This is a genomic window from Hymenobacter sp. BRD128 (assembly GCF_013256625.1).
In the GTDB taxonomy this organism is placed as follows: Bacteria; Bacteroidota; Bacteroidia; order Cytophagales; family Hymenobacteraceae; genus Hymenobacter.
On the sequence record NZ_CP053908.1, the window covers coordinates 3909757 to 3933314 of the forward strand.

Sequence of the window (23558 nt, forward strand, 5' to 3'; positions counted from 1 at the left end):
TGGCCAGGCGCCGGTACTGCTTCAAGCGGCCGCGCTCGATTTTGTTGCGGTCGCGGTAGGTTTTGGTATCTAATTCGGCCGGTTCAAGCTGGTTGAGACGATTAGCAATGACAGCTTAAATATGATGCTGGGCACAACAGGCGCGGGTTTTGTCGCTATCTTAGGCCATATCAGCCAGTACTTTACTTGGATTCAAGCCTGTGAGCAAGGGCAGGGCCTTCATGCTATCTCCGGCTTAGGCGCCGATGGCCAGCAGGCGCACGGTGTTTCAAAAGGCGTCGGGCCAAGCGTGAATTTTGGTGCTCCCCCCGCCGCGACTACGGCCCAGGTATTTGGTGATGGGGCGCTTTTCTTTGGCCTGCTGCATGTCGATGGGCGCGCAGTGCCGTCGAATCGAACATGCCCCAGTCCAGGTCCGGGGCTTTTAACACCTTAAATAACGCTTCCCACGCCCCTTTTTGGGCCAGGCACCAGAACCGACGGCACACTTAATTGGCTTTACCGAAGCGGGCCGGCAAATCGGCTCACGGTACGTCGGTACGCATGCAAACGACGGCATTGAAAAATAGGCGGTTATTTTTGGCAATGACGCCGCAATCTGTGACCTTTCCCGATAAGCGCGGCGCGACCACGGCCTATTGACAGTCATTTACTTCATGACCACGCATTCTCTTTAACTAGTGGGAGCTAATGATAATTATTCTCATGCTCTCGATTAAGAGTAGGGCGCAGAAATAAATTGCAAAGCAAGATTACAGCTCCTTGCGCAGCCTGGCCACCGGAATGTTGAGCTGCTCGCGATACTTGGCCACCGTGCGGCGGGCAATGTTGTAGCCGCGGGCATTTAGCATTTTTTCCAGCTTGTCGTCGCTCAGTGGGTGGTCCTTTTTCTCGTTGCCGATGAGGTCGCGCAAAATGCTTTTTACCTCGCGGCTGCTGGCGTCCTCGCCCGAGTCGGTGGCGATGCCTTCCGAGAAGAAGAACTTGAGCGGGTAGATACCGTGCTCGGTCTGGATGCTTTTAGAGTTGGCGACGCGGCTGATGGTGCTGATATCCATGCCGATGGCCTGGGCAATATCCTTGAGAATCATGGGCCGCAGCTTCGAGTCGTCGCCCGTCAGGAAGAACTCTCGCTGGCGCTCCACGATGGCCGACATCGTGCGCAGCAGCGTGTTTTGGCGCTGCCGGATGGCATCGATAAACCACTTGGCCGAGTCGAGCTTTTGCTTCACAAAGCTCACGGCCTCCTTCATTTTCTGGTCCTTTTTGGCCGCCTTGTCGTAGGTCTGGAGCATCTCGCGGTAATCGCGGCTCACGCGCAGCTCGGGGGCGTTGCGGGCATTCAGGGTCAGGTTCAGCTCGCCGTTGTCGTTGGTGAGGATGAAGTCGGGCATGAGGTACTGGGCGCCGCCGGCGCTGCCCTTGCCGCCGCTCACCGGCCCGCTGCCGCCCGGCTTGGGGTTCAGCTTCAGGATAACGGCCACGGCCTCCTTCAACTCGTCGTCTTCGAGGTCGAGCTTCTGCTGAATGCGCTGGTAGTGCTTCTTGGTAAACTCCTCAAACGTCTCGGTCAGAATGCGTTCGGCGTTCAGCGTAGCCTCGTCCTGGGGCCGGCGCTCCAGCTGCAACAGCAGGCACTCGGGCAAGTCGCGGGCGGCGATGCCCGGCGGGTCGAACTGCTGAATGACGCGCAGCACGGCCTCAATCTCAGCCTCGCTAGCCTCGATATTCTGGCTGAACGCCAGGTCGTTGGCAATGGCTGCCAGGTCGCGCCGGATGTAGCCGTCGCCATCAATCGAGCCGATAAGCTGCTCGCCAATAGCCTGTTCCAGCTCATCGAGCTGCGCAAAGTGCAGCTGGTCGAGCAGCGAGTCTTGCAGCGAGCCGCTGGTGTCGGCCAGGGGCATGTCGCGCTCTTCCTCGTCGCCGGGGCCGTCGCCCTGCATTTTATAGCCCGCTATCTCGTCGTCGTTGACGTAGTCGCTGATGTCGATGTCGTGGTTGTCGTTGTCGATGCCCAGCGCCTCGGGCTCGGCGGCTGGCTCGGGGCGCTCGTCGGCGTAGTCGTCGGGGCCGGCGCTGTCGTCGCTAGCCTCGCTGGGGCCGCTAAAGTCCTCATCGAGCGTAGTGTCGTCGCTGTCGAGCGAGTCGTTGGGGTCGTCGGCCTCGGGCGTGTCATCGGCATCGCTGTCGTCGCGCTCGTCAGCGTCTTCACTATCACCTTCTTCCAGCGCGGGGTTCACCTCCATTTCCTCCTTGATGCGCGTTTCCAGCTCGGCCGTTGGTATTTGCAGCAGCTTGATGAACTGAATCTGCTGGGGCGAGAGGCGTTGGGAAAGAAGTTGTTTTAAGTCAAGGCGTTGCATAAGAAGAAGCGAGAATGAAACGCGACAATTAACAGTGAATGAAGAAAGACAATACGTAGCCGGCGCGGGCTTGGACGTACCCTAGTACTGGCAAATTCCAATTGGGGTTAGTCGGCGCTAGCCCGGCAGGGGCTTTACCTTTGCCAGCTCAACTGCCTTTTGCTTACTGCCTATGCCTGCCGACCAACTCCGCCGCACCCGCATCCAAGACCTGCTCACGAGTACCGACCTCAACCGCGAAGTGCTGGTGAAGGGCTGGGTACGCACCCGCCGGGGCAACAAATATGTGCAGTTTATCGCGCTCAACGATGGCTCGGGCCTCGCCACGCTGCAAGTAGTGGCTGATGCTGAGAAGTTTCCCGAAGAAAGCCTGAAGGAAGTAACCACCGGCTCGTGCGTAGCCGTGCGCGGCCAGCTGGTGGCTAGCCAGGGCAAGGGCCAGTCGGTAGAGGTGCAGGCCACCTCCATCGAGGTGCTCGGCACCGCTGACCCCGAGGCCTACCCGCTGCAAAAGAAAGCCACTTCGCTGGAGCACCTGCGCGAGATTGCCCACCTGCGCCCCCGCACCAACACCTTCGGGGCGGTGCTGCGCATCCGGCACGCGCTGGCCTTCGCCATCCACGACTACTTCAACCGGCACGGCTTCTACTACGTGCACACGCCCATCATCACGGGCTCCGATGCCGAGGGCGCGGGCCAGATGTTTCGGGTGACCACGCTGCCCCCCGAGCACCCGCCGCGCACCGAAGATGGCTCCGTGGATTACAGCCAGGACTTCTTCGGCAAGCAAACCAACCTTACCGTATCGGGCCAGCTCGAAGGCGAGCTAGCGGCGATGGCGCTGGGGCAGGTGTACACCTTCGGCCCCACTTTCCGGGCCGAAAACTCGAACACCGCCCGCCACCTGGCCGAGTTCTGGATGATAGAGCCCGAAATGGCCTTCTATGACCTGGCCGATAACATGGACCTGGCCGAGGACTTCCTCCAGAGCCTGGTGAAGTATGCCCTGGAGCACTGCGCCGCCGACCTGCAATTCCTGAACGATACCTACGATAAGGAATTGCTGACCCGCCTCAAGTCGGTGACCGACAACGCTTTCCAGCGTCTCACCTACACCGAGGCCGTGGCGATTCTGAAATCGGCCAAGAAGAAATTTGAATTTCCCGTGGACTGGGGCACCGACTTGCAGAGCGAGCACGAGCGCTACCTCGTAGAGAAGCACTTCCAGAAGCCGGTTATCCTCACCAACTACCCCAAGGAAATCAAGGCTTTCTACATGAAGCTCGACGACGATGGCCGCACCGTGCGCGCCATGGACGTGCTGTTCCCCGGCATCGGCGAAATTATCGGTGGCTCGCAGCGTGAGGAAGACCTGGTGAAGCTGCAAACCCGCATGCAGGAAATGCACGTGCCCGAAGACGAGCTGTGGTGGTACCTCGACACGCGCCGCTTTGGCACGGCGCCGCACGCGGGCTTCGGGCTAGGGTTCGAGCGCCTGGTGCTGTTTGTGACCGGCATGACCAACATCCGCGACGTCATCCCCTTCCCGCGCTTTCCCAAGAACGCGGAGTTTTAAGCCTGGCTGGTCCATTCTAAACGATTTCAAAAAGAGCGCCCTTAGCGGGGCGCTCTTTTTTGCATGTAGAGCGCCGCAACTTGGGGTGAGTGCTACTCGTTCAGCCAGCTAGTTCAACCTCCGCTGCTCCGATGTCTCCCGAACGCGACCTTGCCGACTCCGCTAGCCTGCCCGAAGGCGCGCTGAAAGCCTTCCCTACGCCCAACGATGGCCCCAAGGTGCTGCTGACCCGGCAGCAGGGCCAGGTGCACGCCTTGGCGCCCAACTGCCCGCACTACGGCGCGCCGCTTGAGAAAGGCAAAGTCGTGGACGGCCGCCTCATCTGCCCCTGGCACCACGCCTGCTTCAAGGTCGAAAACGGCCACCTCTGCGAGCCGCCTGCCCTCGACGACCTGCCCACCTACGCCGTGCGCGAGGCCAACGGGCGCATCCTGGTGCAGGTGCCCGCCAGCCCTCCCGCCAGCACCGACGACCCCACCGCCACGCCCACGGCCGAGGTGGGCGGCGAGCCATCGGCTCCCGTTGGGGCGCCGGTCGATACCCGCACGTTCGTCATCGTGGGCGGTGGGGCCGCCGGCGAGTTTGCGGCCCAGGCGCTGCGCCGCGAGGGTTTCGCGGGCCGCGTGGTACTGGTATCAGCCGATGAAAAACTGCCCTCCGACCGTACTAAGCTCAGCAAAGCCTACCTGGCCGGCAAGGCCAAGGCCGAAACGATGCCGCTACGCCAGCCGGAGTTTTACGCGCAGCAAAAAATTGAATTACTAACCAATACCCGCGTCACTGGCCTCGACCTGGCTAGCCAGGAAATTGAGCTGGCAGGCCAGCCGCCGTTGCACTACGACCAGGTGCTGCTAGCCCCCGGCGGCACGCCCAACCGGCTACCCAAGCTGCCTGGCCACGACTTGGCGGGCGTGCTGCCCCTGCGCACCCAGGCCGACGCCGACCACCTGCTGGCCGCCACGAAAGACGCAAAACAACTTATTATCATCGGCAGCAGCTTTATCGGTATGGAAGCCGCCAGCAGCCTCATCAGCGAAGGCCGCCAGGTGACAGTTATTGCCCAGGAGAAAATGCCTTTTGAACGAATACTAGGGCCGGAAATCGGGGCCATGTTCCGCAAAATGCACGAGGAGAAAGGCGTAAAGTTTGAAACCGAAGCTGAAGTAACGGCCTTGCTAGGGGAGGGCGGCCGCATAACCGGCGTGCAACTGAAAACCGGTCAACTGCTGCCTGCGGAAGTGGTGGTGCTGGGGGTGGGCGTGCGCCCGGCCACCGACTTTCTGGCTCAGGCGTTTGCTTTGGAGAAAGACGGCGGGCTAGCCGTCGATGCCTTTTTGCAGGCTGCTGAAAATGTGTATGCGGCCGGCGACATCGCTCGCTTTCCGCTGGCGGCCACCGGCCAGCCCACGCGCATCGAGCACTGGCGCGTGGCCCAGCAGCACGGCCAAACGGCCGCCCGCAATATGCTGGGCCAGCAAGTAAAATTCACCGCCGCGCCCTTCTTCTGGACGCAGCAGTATGGTAAAAGCCTGCGCTACGCCGGCCACGCCGAGCGCTGGGACGAAATTATCTACCAGGGCGACGTAGCCAAGCAGGATTTTCTGGCCTTCTACGTCCTGGAAAACCGCATTATAGCCGCCGCTGGCATGAGCCGAGATGCCGACATGATTTACATCGCCGAGCGGCTCGGCAAAAATTTGCTGCCTACCCCCGCCGCCGTGCGGGCCGGGGTAGACTGGGCTGGTAGCGTTGGCTAGGCCTGCCTGGGGCCGGGCCGTAGAACAAAAGAGCAGTACGCTACGCTCAAGAGAATTTTACTCAAAGAAAAGAGGCTGCTCCACATGGGAGCAGCCTCTTTTTTGAACAGGGTAGTGCTGGTGCTGTAGCGGCTAGCGGCGGCCACGGCCACCCCCGCCCCCATTGCCGCCGTTAGGACTAGTGGGCTGCCCACCCCCGCCCGGCATACCCCCGCCGGGGCGTCCACCACCAAAGCCACCCCCTGGCATGCCGCCGCCGGGGTTGCCGCCACCACCAGGACGGCCACCGTAGCCGCCGCCCGGCATGCCCCCGCCGGGAATGCCACCCGGACGGCTCCCCCCGCCAAAGCCGCCCCCGTCGGGGCGGCTACCACCACCAGGGTAGCCCGGCGCGCCGCCGTAACCACCACGCCCGCCGCCGTAACCACCGTGCCCGCCGCCCCGGTCATGGTCGCGGTTGTCGCCCCCGTGGTCATGGTCATCGTCGTCGCCACCAGAGTGGCCGCCGTAGCCACCCCGGTCATGGTCATAACCACCAGGGCGCCCGCCGTAGTCACCCCGGTCATGGTCATAACTACCAGGGCGCCCGCCGTAGCCGCCGCGGTCGTAGCCATACACACGGCCGGCGCCATAGTCGTGGCCATAGTAGCGGCCGCTGCCCCCGTAGCCACCGCCCCGGTACACGGTCACGTACTGCGGATAACGCTCGCGGTAGGTGCCGATATAGAGCCAAGGCTGCGCGCCCACGTAGCTAACCGGCACCGGATGAAAATAATAAGGGTCGTAGCCGTCGAGATAAGGCATCTGAATCCACTGCAGGCCATCAAACACGATGTACACGCCATTGTAGATGTCATAGTAACCGTCAATCTCCGGAATGTAGTAGTACTGTGTGCCCCGGGGCACGGCTGGCCCCCAGGGTGGCAGGCCAATGTTAATACCCACACTCACCTGTGCTTGCGCGGCAGTGGGGGCAGTCAGCGCCAAGCCAGAGCCCAGCGCGAAAGCAAGAAAAGGGAGGCGGAATTTCATGGTTGATAAAGAACGAAAAAATGTCTGGCTATCCTAAGTGCAAGTAGAGTGCCGGGTTATAAGCCCTGACGATAGAATGCCCTGCTGAACGGCCAGGCCGGGCAAATGTGCCGACTAATCACTATAAAATAAAGCACTCAGGACCATTTAAAAAAGCCCTATTAAAGGCAGGTCTTGCCGGCAGCCTCGCGCCAGAGGGCTAGCGCCGGTCACGGCCGCGGGCATCGTGGTCCCGGCCCGACGGGCACGAGCGGCAGGGCTAGCCAGCGCAGTAATAGCCCTGGATGCAAAAGCGAAAAACTGCGGGCGGTGCTCATGGTTGAAAAGGAGAAAAGAGCTGAACAGGATACTCTCTTCAAAACCGGGGCCTCAAAGCGATATCATTCGATAAGCCCGACCATGTTGCCAGTTGGCCCATCACCAAAAAAAGCGCCCGTCGGGCGCTTTTTTTGGCAGGCTGTATTTTGCGATAGTTAGTCGCGGTCGTGGCCATGGCCATGCCCGCGGTCATCATCATGGTCACGGTCGTCATGGTCACGGTCGTCGCGGTCGCGCCCATCCCGATACAGTTTCTTGGCCTGGCCGGGGGGCATGCCGTGGGGGTTGCCGCCGCGGTTATACATCCAGGGCGAATCGCCGCGATACTCAATGTACTGCGGATGAAAATTGCGAGCATCGTACCCATCGAGGCGCTCGTAGCGGCCCCACTTACCGTTGCGCTGCACCACGTAGCGGCGGGCCGGCACGTCGTAATATGCATTGGCCTCCGGGATGTAGTAGTACTGGGCGTTGGCCGGGGCGCCCACTACTACCGGCGGGGCCGTATTGATGTTGACATTAATCTGGGCATGGGCCGGGGTGGCGGCAAAGCCAAGCACGCCCAGAATGCCGAGCGAAGCCATTTTTTGAAGCAGGGTCATGGGAAAAGAAATAAGGTATGTTCCCCATTTGTGCAAGGACGGTGCCAAGTGCCAGAAAGGGGTAGGCTGGTTTATACGCAACCGCTCAGCTTTTAGCTTTGCGGAAAAGGTAGCGGATAATGGGAGGCGTACTCGAAGCCCCGTTTGGAGGGGCTAGCGGGTATACTTGAAATAGCTCCCAGCCAGCCACAGTTATCCGGCTCAGCAGTTGGTTGATAGTGGCCGTATTCCGACTCAGCTTTTGAAAGTCGTCCTTTGAGAGCGAATACAAGCTGGCATTAGCAAGCGGTATCTCGGCCTGCTCTTCGAAGGCGGGGCTTAGCAGAAGCTTAGACTCGCGTTCATTACCTGATTCGATGGTAGTGACCGTCAGGAAATCGTAGCCATGCGCGGCGGGCGTCCCCGGCTGGACGGCCGTTTGGGCGCAGGCGGCCGGGCTGCTCAGCAGCAATCCAGCGCTGAAAAATAAGCCTACTAAGGCAGGAAAGCGAAAAAGGACGGGCATACGTAGAAGAGAAAAGATAAATAGCCGCCGCTGCCAGCCGCTAGTCAGGCAAAGAAAGAGAAATCGCGCCGTTCCGCACCAATCACCGACTAAGGTTGTTAGTGTCAGTCGGCCCGCTGTCGGCCGCTGGGCAAGACGTTTAGTTTTTGCCGCCCCCGGCCGGCCATTCCCGTACCTTTGCTTGTTCTTCCGACTTTGCCCGCATGGCTAAAAAAACGGCTACCGCTCCCGTTGCTTCCGCTCCGAAACCACCCAAGGCCGCACCCAAGAAAGCGGCTAAATCTGCCGCTCCCGCCGCCGAAATTCTAACCAACGCTGCCGCTGGCAGTCTGGTTGAAGTAGCTGAAAAACAAGCGCCTGACAAGCAGCATAACCTGCCCGTGGGCAGCCAGCCGGCGCCAGCTGGGCTAGCCGTGGCCGCGCAGCACCAAACCCCGAAAGCCTGCCGCCGCCGGCCGCCGGCCCGCACCTGGGCGCCGCCGCCGAAGCGCCCTACATTGAAGTGTACGGGGCCCGGGAGCACAATCTCAAAAACGTGTCGGTGAAAATTCCGCGCGGCAAGCTGGTGGTTTTTACCGGTATTTCGGGCTCGGGCAAGTCGTCGCTAGCCTTCGATACCATTTATGCCGAGGGCCAGCGGCGCTACATGGAGACGTTTTCGGCCTACGCGCGCTCCTTCATGGGCGGGCTGGAGCGGCCCAATGTCGATAAGATTGAGGGGCTCTCGCCGGTTATCTCGATTGAGCAGAAAACGACTTCGCGCAACCCGCGCTCCACGGTCGGCACCATCACCGAGATATACGATTTCCTGCGCCTGCTCTACGCCCGCACTGCCGAAGCCTATAGCTACGCTACCGGCAAGAAGATGATTCGGCAGAGCGACGACCAGATTATCAACTACATCCTGCGGCACTACGACGGCAAAAAGCTCATCGTGCTAGCTCCCGTGGTAAAGGGCCGCAAAGGCCACTACCGCGAAGATTTTCAGAAGATTGCCAAGCTGGGTTTCACCAAGGTGCGCGTGGATGGCGAGCTGCTCGACATCACGCCCAAGATGCAGGTCGACCGCTATAAGATTCACGATATTGAAATTGTGATTGACCGACTCGTGGTGAAGGAAGAGGACCGCTTCCGCCTCTCGGGCTCGGTGCAGAACGCCCTGACGCACGGCAAAGGCACCCTGCTGGTGCTCGACCCCGACGCCAAAAAGGCCCAGCCGCAGTTCTTTTCGCGCTTTCTAATGGACCCCGACACCGGCATCGCCTACGACGACCCGGCACCTAACACCTTCAGCTTCAACTCGCCCTACGGCGCCTGCCCGCACTGCGCGGGGCTAGGCGAGGTGCAGCAGATAACGGAGGAGACCGTGATTCCGGACCCCAAGCTGAGCATCAGCCGGGGCGCGATTGCACCGCTGGGCGAGTACCGCGACATCTGGATTTTTCAGCAGCTGCAGCTCATTCTCAAAAAGCACAAGGCCAGCCTGAATACGCCAATTGAGAAGCTGCCCGTTGAGTTGCTGCAACGTCTGCTCCACGGCATCAGTCAGGACGAGGCCGACGACAACAAGGCGCTCTACACCGAGCCGTTTGAGGGCATCATTCCCTTCCTGCGCCGCCAGATGGAGTCCGACTCTGATTCCATCCGCGAGTGGATTCAGCAGTACACCCAGGCCCAGACCTGCCCGGTGTGCGAGGGCTACCGCCTCAAAAAAGAAAGCCTGCACTTCAAGCTGGCTGACCGGCACATCGGTGAGCTGTCGGTGCTGGATATCAATGAGCTGGCTGCCTGGTTTGTAGGACTGGAGGACCGCCTGAGCGAGCGCCAGAACCTCATTGCCAGGGAACTGCTCAAGGAAATTCGCAAGCGCATCGGCTTCCTGCTCGAAGTGGGCCTCGACTACCTCAGCCTGCATCGCTCGGTGCGCACGCTCTCGGGCGGCGAAAGCCAGCGCATCCGGCTAGCCACCCAGATTGGTACCCAGCTCGTGGGCGTGCTCTACATCATGGACGAGCCGAGCATCGGCCTGCACCAGCGCGACAACGAGCGGCTAATCAAAGCCTTGCAGCACCTGCGCGACATCGGCAACTCGGTGATTGTGGTGGAGCACGACAAGGATATGATTCTGCACGCCGACCACGTGCTCGACATCGGTCCCGGCGCGGGCATCCACGGCGGCCACATCGTGGCCGAGGGTACGCCCGACGCCATTTTCAACTCGGGCTCGCTCACCTCCGACTATCTCAGCGGCAAGCGCAATATCGAGCTGCGCAAAAAGAAGCGCGAGGGCGAGGGCAGCTTCCTGGTGCTGAAAGGCGCCAAGGGCCACAATCTCAAGAACGTAACGGCCAAATTCCCGCTCGGCAAGCTCATTGCCGTCACGGGCGTGTCGGGCTCGGGCAAGTCGTCGCTCATCCACGACACGCTGTACCCGATTCTGAACCAGCACTTTTTCAACGCGCACCGCGAGCCGCTAGCCTACGGCAGCCTCGAAGGCCTGGAGCTGATTGACAAGGTGATTGAGGTGGACCAGTCGCCCATTGGCCGCACGCCGCGCTCGAATCCGGCTACTTACACGGGCGTGTTTACCGAAATCCGGCAGCTCTTTGCCGAGATGGCGGAGGCCAAAATCCGGGGTTACGGCCCCGGTCGCTTCTCCTTCAACGTGCGGGGCGGGCGCTGCGAAACCTGCGAGGGCGCCGGCATCCGCACCATCGAGATGAATTTCCTGCCCGATGTGCACGTGCCCTGCGAAACCTGCAAAGGCCGCCGCTACAACCGGGAAACGCTGGAAGTGCGCTTTAAGGGCAAGTCTATTACCGACGTGCTCGATATGACGGTAGAGAAGGCCGTGGACTTCTTTGAGTTTCAGCCGCGCATCCTGCGTAAAATCAAGACCCTGGCCGATGTGGGGCTGGGCTACCTCACGCTGGGCCAGCAGGCTACCACGCTCTCGGGCGGCGAGGCCCAGCGGGTGAAGCTCGCCACCGAACTCAGCAAAAAGGACACCGGCAAGACCTTCTACATCCTCGACGAGCCCACCACCGGCCTGCACTTCGAGGACATTCGCCACCTGGCCGACGTGCTGCACAAGCTCGCCGACAAAGGCAACACGGTGCTCATCATTGAGCACAACCTAGACCTCATTAAGGTAGCCGACCACGTCATCGACATCGGCCCGAGGGCGGCGCGGGCGGCGGCACCATCGTGGCCCAGGGCACACCCGAGCAGGTGGCCAAGAGCGGCAAGGGCCACACCAGCCGCTTCCTGGCCGAAGAGCTGAAAACGAGCGTCTACGCGTAGGCAAAAACCTGCTGACCAACAAAAGCGCCATTCCGAGCCTAGCTCGGAATGGCGCTTTTGTTGGTCAGCAGGTTTTCAGTGGTTAGTTATAGCCGGGGTTCTGAGGCACACCCCAGGTCTGCGCATCGTTCAGGGAGATGGGCAGCAGGGGGAAGGGATTGACGGAAGCCTCGGTGGCAACGTGCGTCATGGCCCGCGACCGCACGTCGGCCGGCAGGGTGGCCAGGTAGCGGCCGGTGCGTACTAAATCCCAATAGCGCAGCGACTCCTCCCCAAACTCTACCCGGCGCTCGTGCCAGATGGCGTTGAGCAGGTTTTGACCCGAAAGGCTAGCCGCTAGGTCGGGCAGGGTGCCGGCCGGGGTGTTAGCCGGCTCGTAGCTCAACGAGCCCAGCGTAGTGCCCGGCGGGCGCGTCGACATGCGGGCCCGCTGGCGCACCTGGTTTACCAAGGCTACAGCTTCACCATTTTTCCCAAGCTGGGCGGCGGCCTCAGCTTTCATCAGCAGAATATCGGCGTAGCGAATTTTGCGAATATTCTGGGGGCCGGCCTCCGGGGCGGCAGGGGCAAGAATAGCCGCCTTGCGGTTAAAGTAGCCCGTAGCATTGGCCGTGAGGTCGACAACGTTGAGGATGCCCAGTACGATGTCGCCGTTCTTGATAACCGTGACTTCTTTGCGCGGGTCGTTAGGCTCAAACTCATCGACCAGATTTTGCGTGGGGTTGTTAAACCCATAGCCCCAGGTCTTGCGGTTGTTCTGGAAGATATTGTTAGTCGTTCCAATCGAGATGGGTCCGTAAGTGTTGTTGTCCGTCCCAAACTGAATTTCGAATACCGACTCGCTGCTGTTCTCGCCAATATCCTGGTGGATGGCGGCATAGTTGGCCAGCAGGCTGTACTGCGCCGAGCTGATGATGGTGCTGGTCAGGTCGTATACCTCCTGCCAGGTGTGGTTGTTGCCGTTTACGGTGCCCAGCTGGTACATGATAACGCGAGCAAGGTAACCATTAGCAGCACCCTTGGTAGCCCGCCCTATATCATTGCCCGTATAGCCGCTTTTTTCGGGCAACAGCGCGGCGGCGGCCTTCAAATCCTTCTCAATAAAGGCGTAGGTCTGGGCAATGGAAGCCCGGCTTACGTTGCCCGCTTCGGTAGGCGCAATAGACTTCTCGAACAGGGGCACCCCTCCGAAACCCTTCACCAGGTTGAAGTAGAAATAGGCCCGCAGAAACAAGGCCTCCCCTTCAACCGCGCTTTCAGGGCGGCATCGATGGTGCCGGCGTCGATATTGTTGATGACCGTATTGGCCCGGGCAATGCCCGTGAAGCTGTGCACCCAAAGCGTGGTGACGGGCGGGTTAGACGACGGAATGTTCCAGCTTTTGAGCTGAATCAGGGGTTGAAAGTCGCTAGGCCCCCGCCACCTTTTTCAGAGTCATCAGTCATCAAGTCCCCAAACATCCATTCGTAGGTCTGGGCCACGTAGTTGCCGTTGGGGTCGCCCCACTTGGGGCCCTGGTCCCAGGCCGTCACATCGTACACGGCATTTACGGCCTGCACGGCGTTGGTAGGGTCCTTAAAAAGGTTATCCTGGGTAGTGGTGCCGAGGGGTTGTTTATCCAAAAAGTCTTTGCAGCCCGGAGTGAGCGCAGTAGTTAGGAGCAGGCCGAGCAATACGGCGGCGCGGGTGGGTTTCATATAAATGGGTGGGATAGCTGATTAGAACTGCACGTTGAAGCCCAGGCGGTAGGTGCGGGCCTGCGGATAGTTGCCGTAGTCCACGCCGTAGGCCAGGGGGTTATTGTAGGACGCGACCGTCGAAATCTCCGGGTCGTAGCCCGTGTACTTGGTGATGGTAAACACGTTATCAACCGATAAGAATACCCGAGCCCCACTCACCTGGTAGCGGCCCAGAAAGGTCTTGGGTAAGGAGTAGCCCAGCTCCATGTTGCGGGCCCGCAGGTAGCTGGCATCTTCCACGTAGCGGCTGCTGAATTGGTCGTTGCCGTTATTGTCAGTAGCCGTCACGCGGGGCTGGTTGCTATTAGGGTTGCTAGGGGTCCAGCGGTCCATGCGGCTTGCGTAGAAGTTGCTCCACACCCCCACCAAATCGGAGGACTTGTTCAGGTTGAAGCCTGCGCCGTTGATGGCCTCGGCACCCTGCACCCCGTAGAGCAGCACCTTGAAATCAAAACCAGCGTAGTTCAGGTTCAACGAAGCTCCGTAACTAAATCTGGGAGTGCCGCTACCCAGGTAGGTGTTGTCGGACGCATCGATTTTGCCGTCTTTATTAGTGTCCAAGTACTTCATGTCGCCGGGATGCGCATTAGGCTGAATAAGCGTGCCATCCGGGTTTTTGTAGGCATCAATTTCGTTCTGGCTGTGGAATACCCCATCGGCCTGCAAGCCGTAGAAGTAGGCTACCTCGTGGCCCACGTCGGTGAGCGTAGTGTTGCCGATTTGCGTGAGCACATTACCGGCGGCAATGGCGTTGCCACCCCCCAGGCTCGTCACTACGTTGTCGATTTTCGTGAAGTTAACCCCCACATTATACTGCAGCTTGCCAATGGCGTTGCGGTAGTTCAGGGCCAGTTCCAGGCCGCGGTTACGCAGCGAGCCTACGTTGGCGCTGGCGGGGGCCTGGCCCACGTAGTCGGGCACCGGCAGCAGGGCAATCATATCCTTGGTGCGCCGCTCGAAGTAGTCGGCCGTGAAGGTCAGCTGGCTATTGAACAGCTCGGCATCGAGGCCCACGTCGGTGGTAACGGCCGTTTCCCACTTCAGCAGCGGGTTATTAATCTGCGTGATGGCTAGGCCAGGGGAAGGGACGTTGTTGAACGCGTAGGTCTGGTTGCCATTAGCCACTGACGCGTAGCCGTAGTTGGGTGCGGCGTTCTGATTGCCCACCTGGCCATAGCTGGCCCGCAGCTTCAGCACCGACAGGTAGCTGACATTCTTGAGAAACTCCTCGTTGGAGATGTTCCAGGCAGCGCCCACCGACGGGAACGTGCCCGTGCGCACTGCCGGCAAAAATTTCGAGGTCTGGTCGAAGCGCAAGGTACCCGTGAGCAGGTAGCGGTCGCGGAAATTGAAGTTAACCCGCCCGAAGTAAGAAGACAAGCTGCCGTCGTACTGGGTGCTACGCACGACGTTGTTGGTGCTGCGCGTGGCTGATAAGTACTGGAGCGAGGCATCGGCTGGCACGTTGTAGGCCGTGCTGGAAATACCGTTGCCGTAGCCGCGCTGGGCTTCCTGGCCCAGCGTAGCCGAGATGGAGCTGTTGTCGTCAAACGTCTTCGTATAGTTGGCGTAGTTCGACCACACCCACGACACATTCTCGCTGCGCGTTTCGATAAGTGCGCTCTGAGCCCGCTGGTCCGTCGGGCCGATGTAGTACTGCGGCTGGTATACTTTGGGGTGGTTGTTGAAGTAGTTAATACCAAACGTGGAGCGGAACGTCAGGCCCTTTAATAGCGAAACATCCAGGTAGCTGCTGGTAAACAAATTGTTGTTTGTCAGTCTGTTGTACTGTTGCTCATCGAGGTAGCGCGGCACGTTCGGCGCATTGCGCGTAATGATGTCATCGCTGTAGGCGCCATTGGGGCCGTAGGGGTCGATGAGCGGATTCTTTTGCAAGGCGTATTGCAGCACCAGGTAGGGCTGCGAGCCACCCTGGCCATCGCCGCTGCCCGTTTGGTTGTTGTTGGTAAACGTAGCCGCTACGCCCGCCTTAATGCGCTTGGTGAGCACCACGTCGTCATTCATCCGAATCACGAACTTCTTGAAGCCCGAGTTAATAACAATGCCATTTTGCTGGAAGTAGCTGCCGCTCACTAGGTAACGGTTTTGCTCGGTGCCGCCCGAAGCCGACAAGCTGTAGTTGGTAATCAACCCCTTCTGGGTTACCAAGTCTTGGTAATTAACGCCTTGCGCGTTGGTTGCAATGGCGTTTTGCAGTTGCGGACCAAAGTCGGTAGGCAGCGGCAGGCCGTTATTGGTATAGGCCTCCGACACGAGCGTCGCGTACTGGGCGGCATTGGTAAGCGGCAGCTCCTTGCGGATTTGCTGAAAGCCAGTGTAGCCAAACAAGTTGAATTGCGTGGCGCCTGCTTTGCCGTGCTTGGTCGTGATAAGTACCACGCCATTGGCCCCGCGCGAGCCGTAAATGGCCGTAGCCGAGGCGTCCTTTAGAATCTCCGTCGACTCGATATCGGCGGGCAGCAGAAAGCCGATGTCGCTCGTCTGAATACCATCCACTACATACAGCGGGTCGCTATTATTAATAGTACCTACGCCCCGCACCCGAATGCGGGTGCCCGAGCCGGGCTGGCCGCTGTTAGAAGTCACTTCTACGCCCGACACGCGGCCTTGCAAGGCCTGCACGGGGTCAGAAGTAGCTACCTGCGTCAGCTGCGCGCTATTTACCGCAGCCACCGCGCCAGTCAGGTCGCTCTTGCGGGCCGTGCCGTAGCCGATTACCACTACGTCGTTCAGGGCTTGGGTGCTTTCGTCGAGCGTCACGCTCAGGTTGCTGGTCGCGCCGGCCACGGGCACCTCCTTGCGGGCATACCCCACGAAGCTGAATACCAGCACGCTATTCTCGGGCGCTTGCAGCGTAAAGCTGCCGTCGGGGCCAGTGCTGGTGCCCCGTGAGGTACCTTTCACTACCACCGTCACGCCGGGCAGGCCGGCGCCTCTGGCATCAACTACCCGGCCGGTTATGGCCACATCCTGGGGCGCGGCGTTGGCCGAAGTGGGTTTGGCGGGCACCCGCAGCACCACGCGGTCGTTGCTGACCTCGTACTGAATCTTGAGCGGCGACAACACCTCGTCGAGTACCTCGGCCAGGGGCTCATCCTGGGCGCGCAGATTCACCCTGCGGTCGGCCCCAATGAGTTGCTGGCTATACACAAAGCGGATATCCGCCTGCTTGGCAATCTGATTCAGAATTTCTTTAATCGTCTGCCCCTCTGCGCTGAGCGTAATCTTACGCTCCAGCACGGTCTGGGCCAGGCTGGTGCGGGCCATGGCAACCCCCGTGAACAGGCACAGGAGCAGGGCCTGAAGCAGCACCTTCAGGGGGTACCAGGAGGGTGGGGTAAGCTGTACTTGGTTTTTCATGGGATGGGTGGGAATTAATGGAAAAGCAATAGAAAATCGGGCGGCTCGGCTAGCCCCCTTAAAAGGCTAATCAACAGCGGCTTCGCGGAAAAAAAGCACGGCTGCCCGAGGCAAAACGGCAGTTGCCAGCTTTCGTGAGCGGGCGGTCGGGGAGGCTTACTTAAGCTGGCATCCCGTGCTATGGATGATAATCTGGGTATCGGCGAGGGTGTAGTAGGCCCCTAGCGACTTGCACAGCAGGCCTAGCTTTTCAAAAAGCGGCTCGTCGTAGAAGGTGATGCTGACGGTGCAGCCGGCCAGCTTGGCCTTATCGTACCCAATGTCAACGCCGTAGGCTTTTTCCAGAGCCGTGAGCACTTCCGTCACCGGGCGCTCCTCAAACTCGAACACCTGCGGCGCCAGCACCACGGGCTTATCAACCAGCTCTTTCTTGAGGTAGCGCTTGGCAGCCGAGTATACCACCTGCTGATTGGGTAGCAGCAGCACGCCGGCCGCCGCCGGGCTAGCGGGCGTGGCTTCGAGGTGGGCATTGTGGCGGGCCTGCACCGCTACCTTGCCTTCGCGCACCGCCACGTAGGTTTCCTTGCTGCCGGTGTAGGCTTTCACTCGAAAGCTCGTGCCTAATACAGTTGTTACCAAATGATTAGTAAACACCAAAAAAGGCCGGGCCGGGTTTTTGGTGACCTTAAAAAAGGCTTCTCCCGTCAGGTATACGTCGCGCCGGGGGCCCGCAAAAGCCGTGGCGTAGCGCAGGCTGCTGCCTGGGTGCAGTGCGATGGCACTGCCATCGGGCAGCTGAAAATTCTCGACTACCTGGGTTGGGTTGTGGCGGCGCGTCCAGCCATGAGCCGGGGCAACGGCGCTGGGCCGGGGCTGCTCGCGCAGGCGCGCCGCGTAGGGCAGCACCCCTAGCCCGGCCGCCAGCAGCAATGCCGCCGCCACCCGCTGAAAACGAGGCTTTTGCCAGAAAGTAGCCGGGCGCCGCCGTACCCGGGTGGCCGGCTTAGGCTGCTTTCCGGCCCGGTCTTGCATCAGGCGCTGCCAGATGGCATCTTCCACCGCCGCCTGGCCAGGGGCAGGCTGGGCAACCTCTTCGGCTTGGTCGAGGTGGTCGTACCACTGCTCGACTAAGGCCCGCTCCTGGGGCGTGCAACGGCCATCGAGGTAGCGTTGGAGTACTGAATGGAATTCGGCTTCCGTCACGAGCAGCGGGTTTTAGGCAGGCTTCTACAAGGGAAGTCAACCAACCAGCCGCCAGCCCTAAACCGGGCTCAGCTTTTTCTTAAGATAGTAAGAAATATGCTGCTTCGTAAATGGCAAACCGTTGATTATCTGCGGATTTATTTGTCGAAGAAAAATAAACAACGGCAGGAGCAGCAGTAAAAAGTCGCGCAGGTAGCTGCGCAGCAGCTTGAGCGACTTGGTCAGGTGATACTCCACGGCTTTTTCCGACAGGTTTACCCGCGTCGAAATCTCGGGCACGGTGCATTGCTCAAGCCGGCTGAGCTGGAATATCTCCCGCGTTTTTTCGGGCAGCTTGCGCACGCCGGCCATCAGGGCGGCGGTCAAATCATTGAGGGCTAGCGCATCTTCGGTGCCTGGGTCCATTGTTGATTGGCTAAGGCGGCAATACAGGTCGTAGCCGGCTTTCAGCTTCTGGCTCTTTACGTAATTGATAACGCGGTAGCGCACCATCGAAAAGAGGTAGGATTCGAGCCGCTCTACCTGCAAGCCCGCGCGCCGGCTCCAGAGGTCGGCAAATAGGTCCTGAATTAGCTCTTCGGCTGCTTCCTGGCTCTTCAGCTTGCGGCAGGCCACGGTAAAGAGCCGGTAGCAATAGCGCCTGTAGATTTCCACAAAGGCTCCCTCTTCATTGGCGCGCATTGCATCAAGCAAGGCAGCATCTGGATACGCAGCGTAGATGTGGAAGGCAGTAGAGCTCACGAGGTAAGCGTGCTTTGCGGAAGAAATACTGGCTAGCTAGCCGTTTGGCGCAGACTAGGCAACAGGAAGCTCTACCGCGAAAACAACTAAACAGGGTGGGAAAAGGAGCTAAAAACAAGCGAATAGCGAAGTTAATCTTCGCTTAATCTTATGTTAAAATTAGAAAAGAAAACCGCTAGGTAACTGATTGTTTTTTAAAGAAATGAATAAATTATAACTGCAAACGTTTGTGATAGACAAGAAAATTAGAATGTTAGCAAAAACGCTGCTGATACGGCACGTTGACAAAAGTGCACGCTGGGCTGCCCAGGCGCGGGCTGCCGCGCCTGGCAATAAATCAGGGGCTCTATTACCTGAAAAGCTAAGTGCCCGTGGGTCCAAAGCGCTCGGTAAGAATGCTTTCGGGCGGCAGGCCGGCAGTCTGCAAGCCAGTAGCCACTGCCTCGACCAGCCCCGTCGGCCCACACACGAAGGCCTGCGGGATGGCCGTGCCAAACCGTTGAACCACTTCGGCGAGTAGAGCCGCGTCGATGCGGCGCTGGTAGCCGGCCCAGCCGGGCGGCGCCTGGCGCGTGTAGTCGAGCAGCAGCGTAAAGCTGGGGTCGGCCTGTGCCATTGCCTCTAGCTCGGCCTGGTAAATGACTTCCGCCGGCGTGCGCACGCTGAAGAGCAGCACGGCCGGCGTGCGCACCCCTAGCCGCTGGCGGTGGCGCAGCATGGCCATGAGCGGCACCACGCCCGAGCCGCCGCCCAGCAGCAGCAGGGGCGGCGCGCTAGCCTCGCCGCGCCACACAAAGTAGCCGCCGATGGGGCCGCGCACTTCCAGCTGGTCGCCCACGGCCACGCCCTCGTGGAGGTAGCCCGATACTTCGCCGTCGGCGATAATTTCGACGGTCAGCTCAATCTCGACGGCCTGCTCGGGCGGTGAAGCCACGGAGTAGCTGCGCTCGGCCTGGTAGCCACCCTCGGCGGTGAGGCGCAGGTCGTAGTGCTGGCCGGCGAGGTGGGGCGTCCAGCTGGGCAGGCTGAGAATGAAAGACTTGACGCGTGGTGTTTCCGGCTTGATACTTTTGACGGTGGCGAGCTGCCAGGCTACGCGGCTCATAGGCGAATGCTGCCAGGGGTAGCTTGGTCGTCGTCATCGTCGCGGTAGCGCTGCTCCTGCCACGGGTCGCCGTACATGTTGTAGCCGCCGCGCTCCCAGAAGCCGGGCTCGTCCTGGGCCGTGAAGCGTAGGCCCTGCACCCACTTGGCGCTTTTCCAGAAGTAGAGGTGCGGCACCACCAGGCGGGCCGGGCCGCCGTGCTCGGGGGCTAGCGGCTGACCATCGTAGAGGAGCCCCACGAAAGCTTTGCCCTCGCGCAGGTCGGCCAGGGGCACATTGGTTGTGTAGCCGCCGTAGCTGAACTCGGTCACGTATTGCGCCTCAGGCTTCAGCTTCACGTGTTCCAATAAGGTGTCCACACTTATGCCGCGCCAGTGGGTATCGAATTTACTCCACTTCGTGACACAGTGAATGTCGGGATTGAAGTCCTGCATGGGCAGCTTGTTAAACTCCTCCCAGCTCCACTTCACGGGCTCTTCCACCAGCCCTTCGAGGCGAAACTCCCAGTTGGCGAGGTTGATGCGCGGCGTGGGGCCGGCCGTGAGCACCGGGAAGTCGGTGGTTTCGTACTGGCCGGGCGGCAGCTTGTGGCTGCTCTGGCGCTTGGGCTGAAAGCCCTTGTTGGTGAAAAAGCCCATTAGTTTAGGAGTTAAAACAAGAAACGGCTAGTGACTAAGCGACGGCCCCCGCAAAAGGTTGTTGGGGGCTACTGCTTGGTCACTAGCCGTTCATGCTTCGTGGCTAGCTTAGCTACTCGTACACAAACCGAACCTCTTGCTTGATTTCCGGGTTCAGGCTCAGGGCTACGGGGCAGGTGTGGGCGGTGCGCTCCATCAGTCGGCGCTCGGTTTCGCTGAGGCTGGCTGGTAGATGCACCTCCACGTTGAGCTGCGCAATGCGGCGCGGTGGCTCCTGGTTCATTATTTTTTGCATTTCAAACGAGCTGCCTTCCAGCGCAATCTGGTGGCGCTCGGCCACGAGGGCCATGGTGGTGAGAATGCAGGTGCCCAGGGCGGTGCCCACGAGGTCGGTCGGCGAAAAGGCTTCGCCGCGCCCGTGGTTATCAACCGGGGCATCGGTTTGAATAACAGTGCCCGAAGCCGTGTGCGTAGCTTCGGTGCGCAGGTGGCCCTCGTAGCGGGCGGTGGCGGTGGTGTGGGGCGTGCTCATACTACAAAGCTACCCTAGCCGCGTTAGTGAAACGCCGGGTGGCAAAAGCCGCCGCGGCAGGTATTTTTGACTTCTCTATGAACAAGACGCACGTCCTTGCCGCCGGCTGCCTGGCGCTTATGCTAGCCGGGGCCGGCCGCGCTCACGCGCAGGCCTCCAGCCCCACGCCCGCGCCCGTGGGCCCCACCCTCGAAGTAGCGCCGCCGCAGACCATGCCCTCCGACGAGCAGTCGTACCGCCGCGAAACGATTTTTGGGCTCAACTTCAATACCCAGGGTGGCCTCATCGGCGGGGTCAACGTGCGCGTGTCGCGCACGCTCGATGAGCGCTGGCTGCGCTTCTGGAGCCTGGAGGGTGTGTCATTTAAAAACCCGAAAGAGGAGAGCGTCAGCAACCCCTACACCGGGGGCACCTACAAGCGATTCAAGTCCAACTACGCCTTTGCCCTGCGGCCATCCATTGGTATTCAGCGCATTCTGTTTCGTAAGGCCGCCGATGCGGGCGTGCAGGTCAATGGCCTGCTGAGCGCTGGCCCCACGCTGGGCCTGCTCATGCCCTACTACATCAGCTACGACTACACGGCGTATAAAAACAATGCCTTCGGGTCGAGCGATATGATTGTGGATGAGGCCTACGACCCGGTGGCCCACCCCGAGCACGCCAACGAGAATTTTATCTACGACCGGGCGCCGCTGTTCAGCGGCATCGCCCAAACCAAGATAGTGCCCGGCGTGCACCTGCGCGGTGGCCTCAGCTTCGAGTATGGCCGCTACCGCGATGCTGTGGCCGGCGCCGAAGTGGGCTTTTTGCTCGAAGCCTACACCAAGCGTTTGCTCATGCTGAACCCGCCCGCCCCGGCCGACCCGAATAGTTTAAACCGACAGTTCTTCCCGTCGGTTTACCTCACACTTTACATCGGCCACCGCAGCTAGGGGTGGCTGCCTGGCCTAGCCGCCAGGCCTTAACTTTATACTATGGATAACCTGCTGCTCACCCTTCCCATTATTCAGGCCGAGCCGATTGCGCCCGCCGCGCGGGCCCGCCCCCGCAAGCCCGACTGGCTGCGCGTGAAGCTGCCCATCGGCCCCGACTACGCGGCCGTGCGCAAGCTTGTGGATGAGCATAAGCTGCATACTATCTGCGAATCAGGCAATTGCCCCAACATGGGCGAGTGCTGGGGTGCCGGCACGGCCACGTTTATGATACTCGGCAATGTGTGCACGCGCTCGTGCTCGTTCTGCGCCGTGGCTACTGGCCGCCCTTCCGAGCTGGACCTCGACGAGCCGCGCCGGGTGGCCGAGGCCATCGCGCTCATGAAAGTGAAGCACGCCGTTATTACGAGTGTAAACCGCGACGAGCTGAAGGACCGCGGCGCCAGCGTGTGGCGCGACACGGTGGTGTTCACCAAGCAGCTCTCGCCCGGCACGACCATCGAGACGCTCATTCCCGACGTGAAAGCCAACTGGGAGGCGCTCGAAACCATGATTTCGGGCGGCCAGGAAGTGATTTCGCACAACATGGAAACCGTGGGTAGTCTCTACCGCCTGGTGCGCCCGCAGGCCAAGTACGACCGCTCGCTGGAGCAAATCCGGCGTACCAAGCTGGCCGGGCACCGCACCAAGTCGGGCATTATGCTGGGCCTGGGCGAAAAGCAAGACGAAGTGCACCAGGCCATGGACGACCTTGTGGCCAACGGCCTCGACATTCTTACGCTGGGCCAGTACCTGCAGCCCACCAAGCGCCACCTCGACGTAGCCGAGTTTATTCACCCCGATACCTTCGCCGCCTACAAAGAGGAGGGCCTGAAGCGCGGCCTCAAGTATGTGGAAAGCGGCCCGCTGGTGCGCAGCAGCTACCACGCCGAGCGCCATGTAAACGTGCCGATTTAGTCGGGCGCGAGACACAAAAACGCCCCGCCAAACTGGCGGGGCGTTTTTGTGTCAAACAGGCTAGCCAGCGCTTAGCGCACGGCGGCCGGGCGGCGCGTGTCGGTGGGCGGATAATTGCCCAGCACGCTATTCACGATGCGGTAGGTTTCAGCTTCCGAGATGCTGTTTTGGTCGAGCTGGGCCTGGCCGGTGCCGCGCCAGGCGAGCTCCTTACGGCGAGCATCCACGATGTCAATAATCACGGTGCCAGCCTTGTAGTTGTAAGCGCGGCCGCCGTAGGGGTAGCCCCCGAAGCCGCCGTAGCCATAGCCGTAGTACGGATAGCCGTAGCCGCCGTAGGGGTAGCCCCCCGCAAGCTGCTGCTTGTTTTCGACGCGCACGCTGTAGGCCACGTACACGTCGGGGCTAGCGTTATTGGCTACTTCGGTCAGGCCTTTGGCCGTCAGGTCTTTAGTCACGGCGTCGCGGATGCGCTGGTCCGTGAATGACTCGTAGCCGCGGGCGGGGCCACCCTCGGTATCATTGGCTTGCTTAGGGTACCAGGCCCAGGTTTTATAAGCGCGGAAGTTAACGGCGTGGTCAAAGTCGCTGGTCGCGGCTACGTTGGCCGAGGTAGCGCAGGAGGCCACGCCAAAGGTCAGCGCCAGGCCCGTGACCACCAGGGCGACCGGACGGGCCAGAAGATGAGTGATGCGGTTCATAAGGCTAAAAATTAATAGGATAATCCACGAATGCGGAGGTAGGAGCTTAACGCGGCCGGCCGGGGCAATGTTCCAAAAAAAGTAGGCTAGCCGACTATTCTCCTTAGCCACTCGACCGCTACGCCAAACGCCCGGCCGAGTCGCTTTCGCGTGCTCAGCCGGGCGTTTTT

17 protein-coding genes and 1 pseudogene are annotated in these 23558 nt (G+C 60.4%); 5 read left to right on the forward strand and 13 right to left on the reverse strand.

All coding sequences use genetic code 11. The annotated features are described in order from the left end of the window. Positions 1-752: 752 nt before the first annotated feature. Entirely contained in the window at positions 753-2366 is a 1614-nt protein-coding gene (gene rpoN / locus GKZ68_RS17385) for an RNA polymerase factor sigma-54 (RefSeq protein WP_173117002.1), read from the reverse strand. Positions 2367-2538: 172 nt separating this feature from the next. Between rpoN and asnS the strand changes: the two genes are divergently transcribed. Both asnS and GKZ68_RS17395 read left to right on the forward strand, forming a co-directional pair. Further along, complete coding sequence (gene asnS / locus GKZ68_RS17390) at positions 2539-3942, forward strand: asparagine--tRNA ligase (protein ID WP_173117004.1); 1404 nt, start codon at positions 2539-2541, stop codon at positions 3940-3942. A 131-nt stretch (positions 3943-4073) separates the two neighbouring features. Then, positions 4074-5699: an FAD-dependent oxidoreductase gene (locus tag GKZ68_RS17395; RefSeq protein WP_173117006.1), complete on the forward strand. Its 1626-nt coding sequence runs from the start codon at positions 4074-4076 to the stop codon at positions 5697-5699. Positions 5700-5831: 132 nt separating this feature from the next. Here GKZ68_RS17395 and GKZ68_RS17400 read toward each other — a convergent pair whose 3' ends face one another. The 3 genes from GKZ68_RS17400 to GKZ68_RS17410 form a co-directional block, all read right to left on the reverse strand. Then, positions 5832-6731 carry a hypothetical protein gene (locus GKZ68_RS17400; protein WP_173117008.1) on the reverse strand — a complete coding sequence of 300 codons (900 nt, stop codon included), beginning with the start codon at positions 6729-6731 and terminating at the stop codon, positions 5832-5834. 473 nt (positions 6732-7204) lie between these two features. Beyond that, a complete protein-coding gene (locus GKZ68_RS17405) occupies positions 7205-7651 on the reverse strand; it encodes a hypothetical protein (RefSeq protein WP_173117010.1) in 447 nt (148 codons plus the stop codon). 85 nt (positions 7652-7736) lie between these two features. Continuing rightward, a complete protein-coding gene (locus GKZ68_RS17410; RefSeq protein ID WP_173117012.1) occupies positions 7737-8156 on the reverse strand; it encodes a hypothetical protein in 420 nt (139 codons plus the stop codon). Between the two features lie 469 nt (positions 8157-8625). Here GKZ68_RS17410 and uvrA point away from each other — a divergent pair. After that, positions 8626-11459 (forward strand): annotated as a pseudogene (uvrA, locus tag GKZ68_RS17415) (excinuclease ABC subunit UvrA). Between the two features lie 82 nt (positions 11460-11541). Here uvrA and GKZ68_RS17420 read toward each other — a convergent pair. The 8 genes from GKZ68_RS17420 to GKZ68_RS17455 form a co-directional block, all read right to left on the reverse strand. Further along, positions 11542-12798: a RagB/SusD family nutrient uptake outer membrane protein gene (locus GKZ68_RS17420; RefSeq protein WP_302051996.1), complete on the reverse strand. Its 1257-nt coding sequence runs from the start codon at positions 12796-12798 to the stop codon at positions 11542-11544. A gap of 52 nt (positions 12799-12850) precedes the next feature. After that, complete coding sequence (locus tag GKZ68_RS17425) at positions 12851-13156, reverse strand: hypothetical protein (RefSeq protein WP_173117016.1); 306 nt, start codon at positions 13154-13156, stop codon at positions 12851-12853. 21 nt (positions 13157-13177) lie between these two features. Further along, entirely contained in the window at positions 13178-16579 is a 3402-nt protein-coding gene (locus GKZ68_RS17430) for a TonB-dependent receptor (protein ID WP_173117018.1), read from the reverse strand. A 156-nt stretch (positions 16580-16735) separates the two neighbouring features. Then, positions 16736-17782 (reverse strand): FecR family protein, encoded by a 1047-nt coding sequence (locus GKZ68_RS17435; protein ID WP_173117020.1) that lies wholly within the window; start codon positions 17780-17782, stop codon positions 16736-16738. Between the two features lie 57 nt (positions 17783-17839). After that, positions 17840-18523, reverse strand: a complete 684-nt coding sequence (locus GKZ68_RS17440; RefSeq protein ID WP_173117022.1) for a sigma-70 family RNA polymerase sigma factor — start codon at positions 18521-18523, stop codon at positions 17840-17842. Between the two features lie 361 nt (positions 18524-18884). Then, entirely contained in the window at positions 18885-19628 is a 744-nt protein-coding gene (locus GKZ68_RS17445) for a ferredoxin reductase (RefSeq protein ID WP_173117024.1), read from the reverse strand. Continuing rightward, the gene (locus GKZ68_RS17450; protein ID WP_173117027.1) at positions 19625-20266 is read right to left on the reverse strand and encodes a sulfite oxidase-like oxidoreductase; all 642 of its coding nucleotides are present in this window, start codon (positions 20264-20266) and stop codon (positions 19625-19627) included. Before GKZ68_RS17450 ends, GKZ68_RS17445 begins: the two co-directional genes overlap by 4 nt. Before the next feature lie 112 nt (positions 20267-20378). After that, on the reverse strand, positions 20379-20798 hold the full coding sequence (locus GKZ68_RS17455) for an OsmC family protein (protein ID WP_173117029.1): 420 nt from the start codon (positions 20796-20798) through the stop codon (positions 20379-20381). 77 nt (positions 20799-20875) lie between these two features. On the opposite strand from GKZ68_RS17455, the gene GKZ68_RS17460 reads away from it, so the two are divergent. Then, positions 20876-21730: a hypothetical protein gene (locus GKZ68_RS17460; protein ID WP_173117031.1), complete on the forward strand. Its 855-nt coding sequence runs from the start codon at positions 20876-20878 to the stop codon at positions 21728-21730. A gap of 42 nt (positions 21731-21772) precedes the next feature. Continuing rightward, entirely contained in the window at positions 21773-22687 is a 915-nt protein-coding gene (gene lipA / locus GKZ68_RS17465; RefSeq protein ID WP_173117033.1) for a lipoyl synthase, read from the forward strand. Between the two features lie 71 nt (positions 22688-22758). Here lipA and GKZ68_RS17470 read toward each other — a convergent pair whose 3' ends face one another. Continuing rightward, positions 22759-23388, reverse strand: a complete 630-nt coding sequence (locus tag GKZ68_RS17470) for a DUF4136 domain-containing protein (RefSeq protein ID WP_173117035.1) — start codon at positions 23386-23388, stop codon at positions 22759-22761. Positions 23389-23558: the final 170 nt, after the last annotated feature.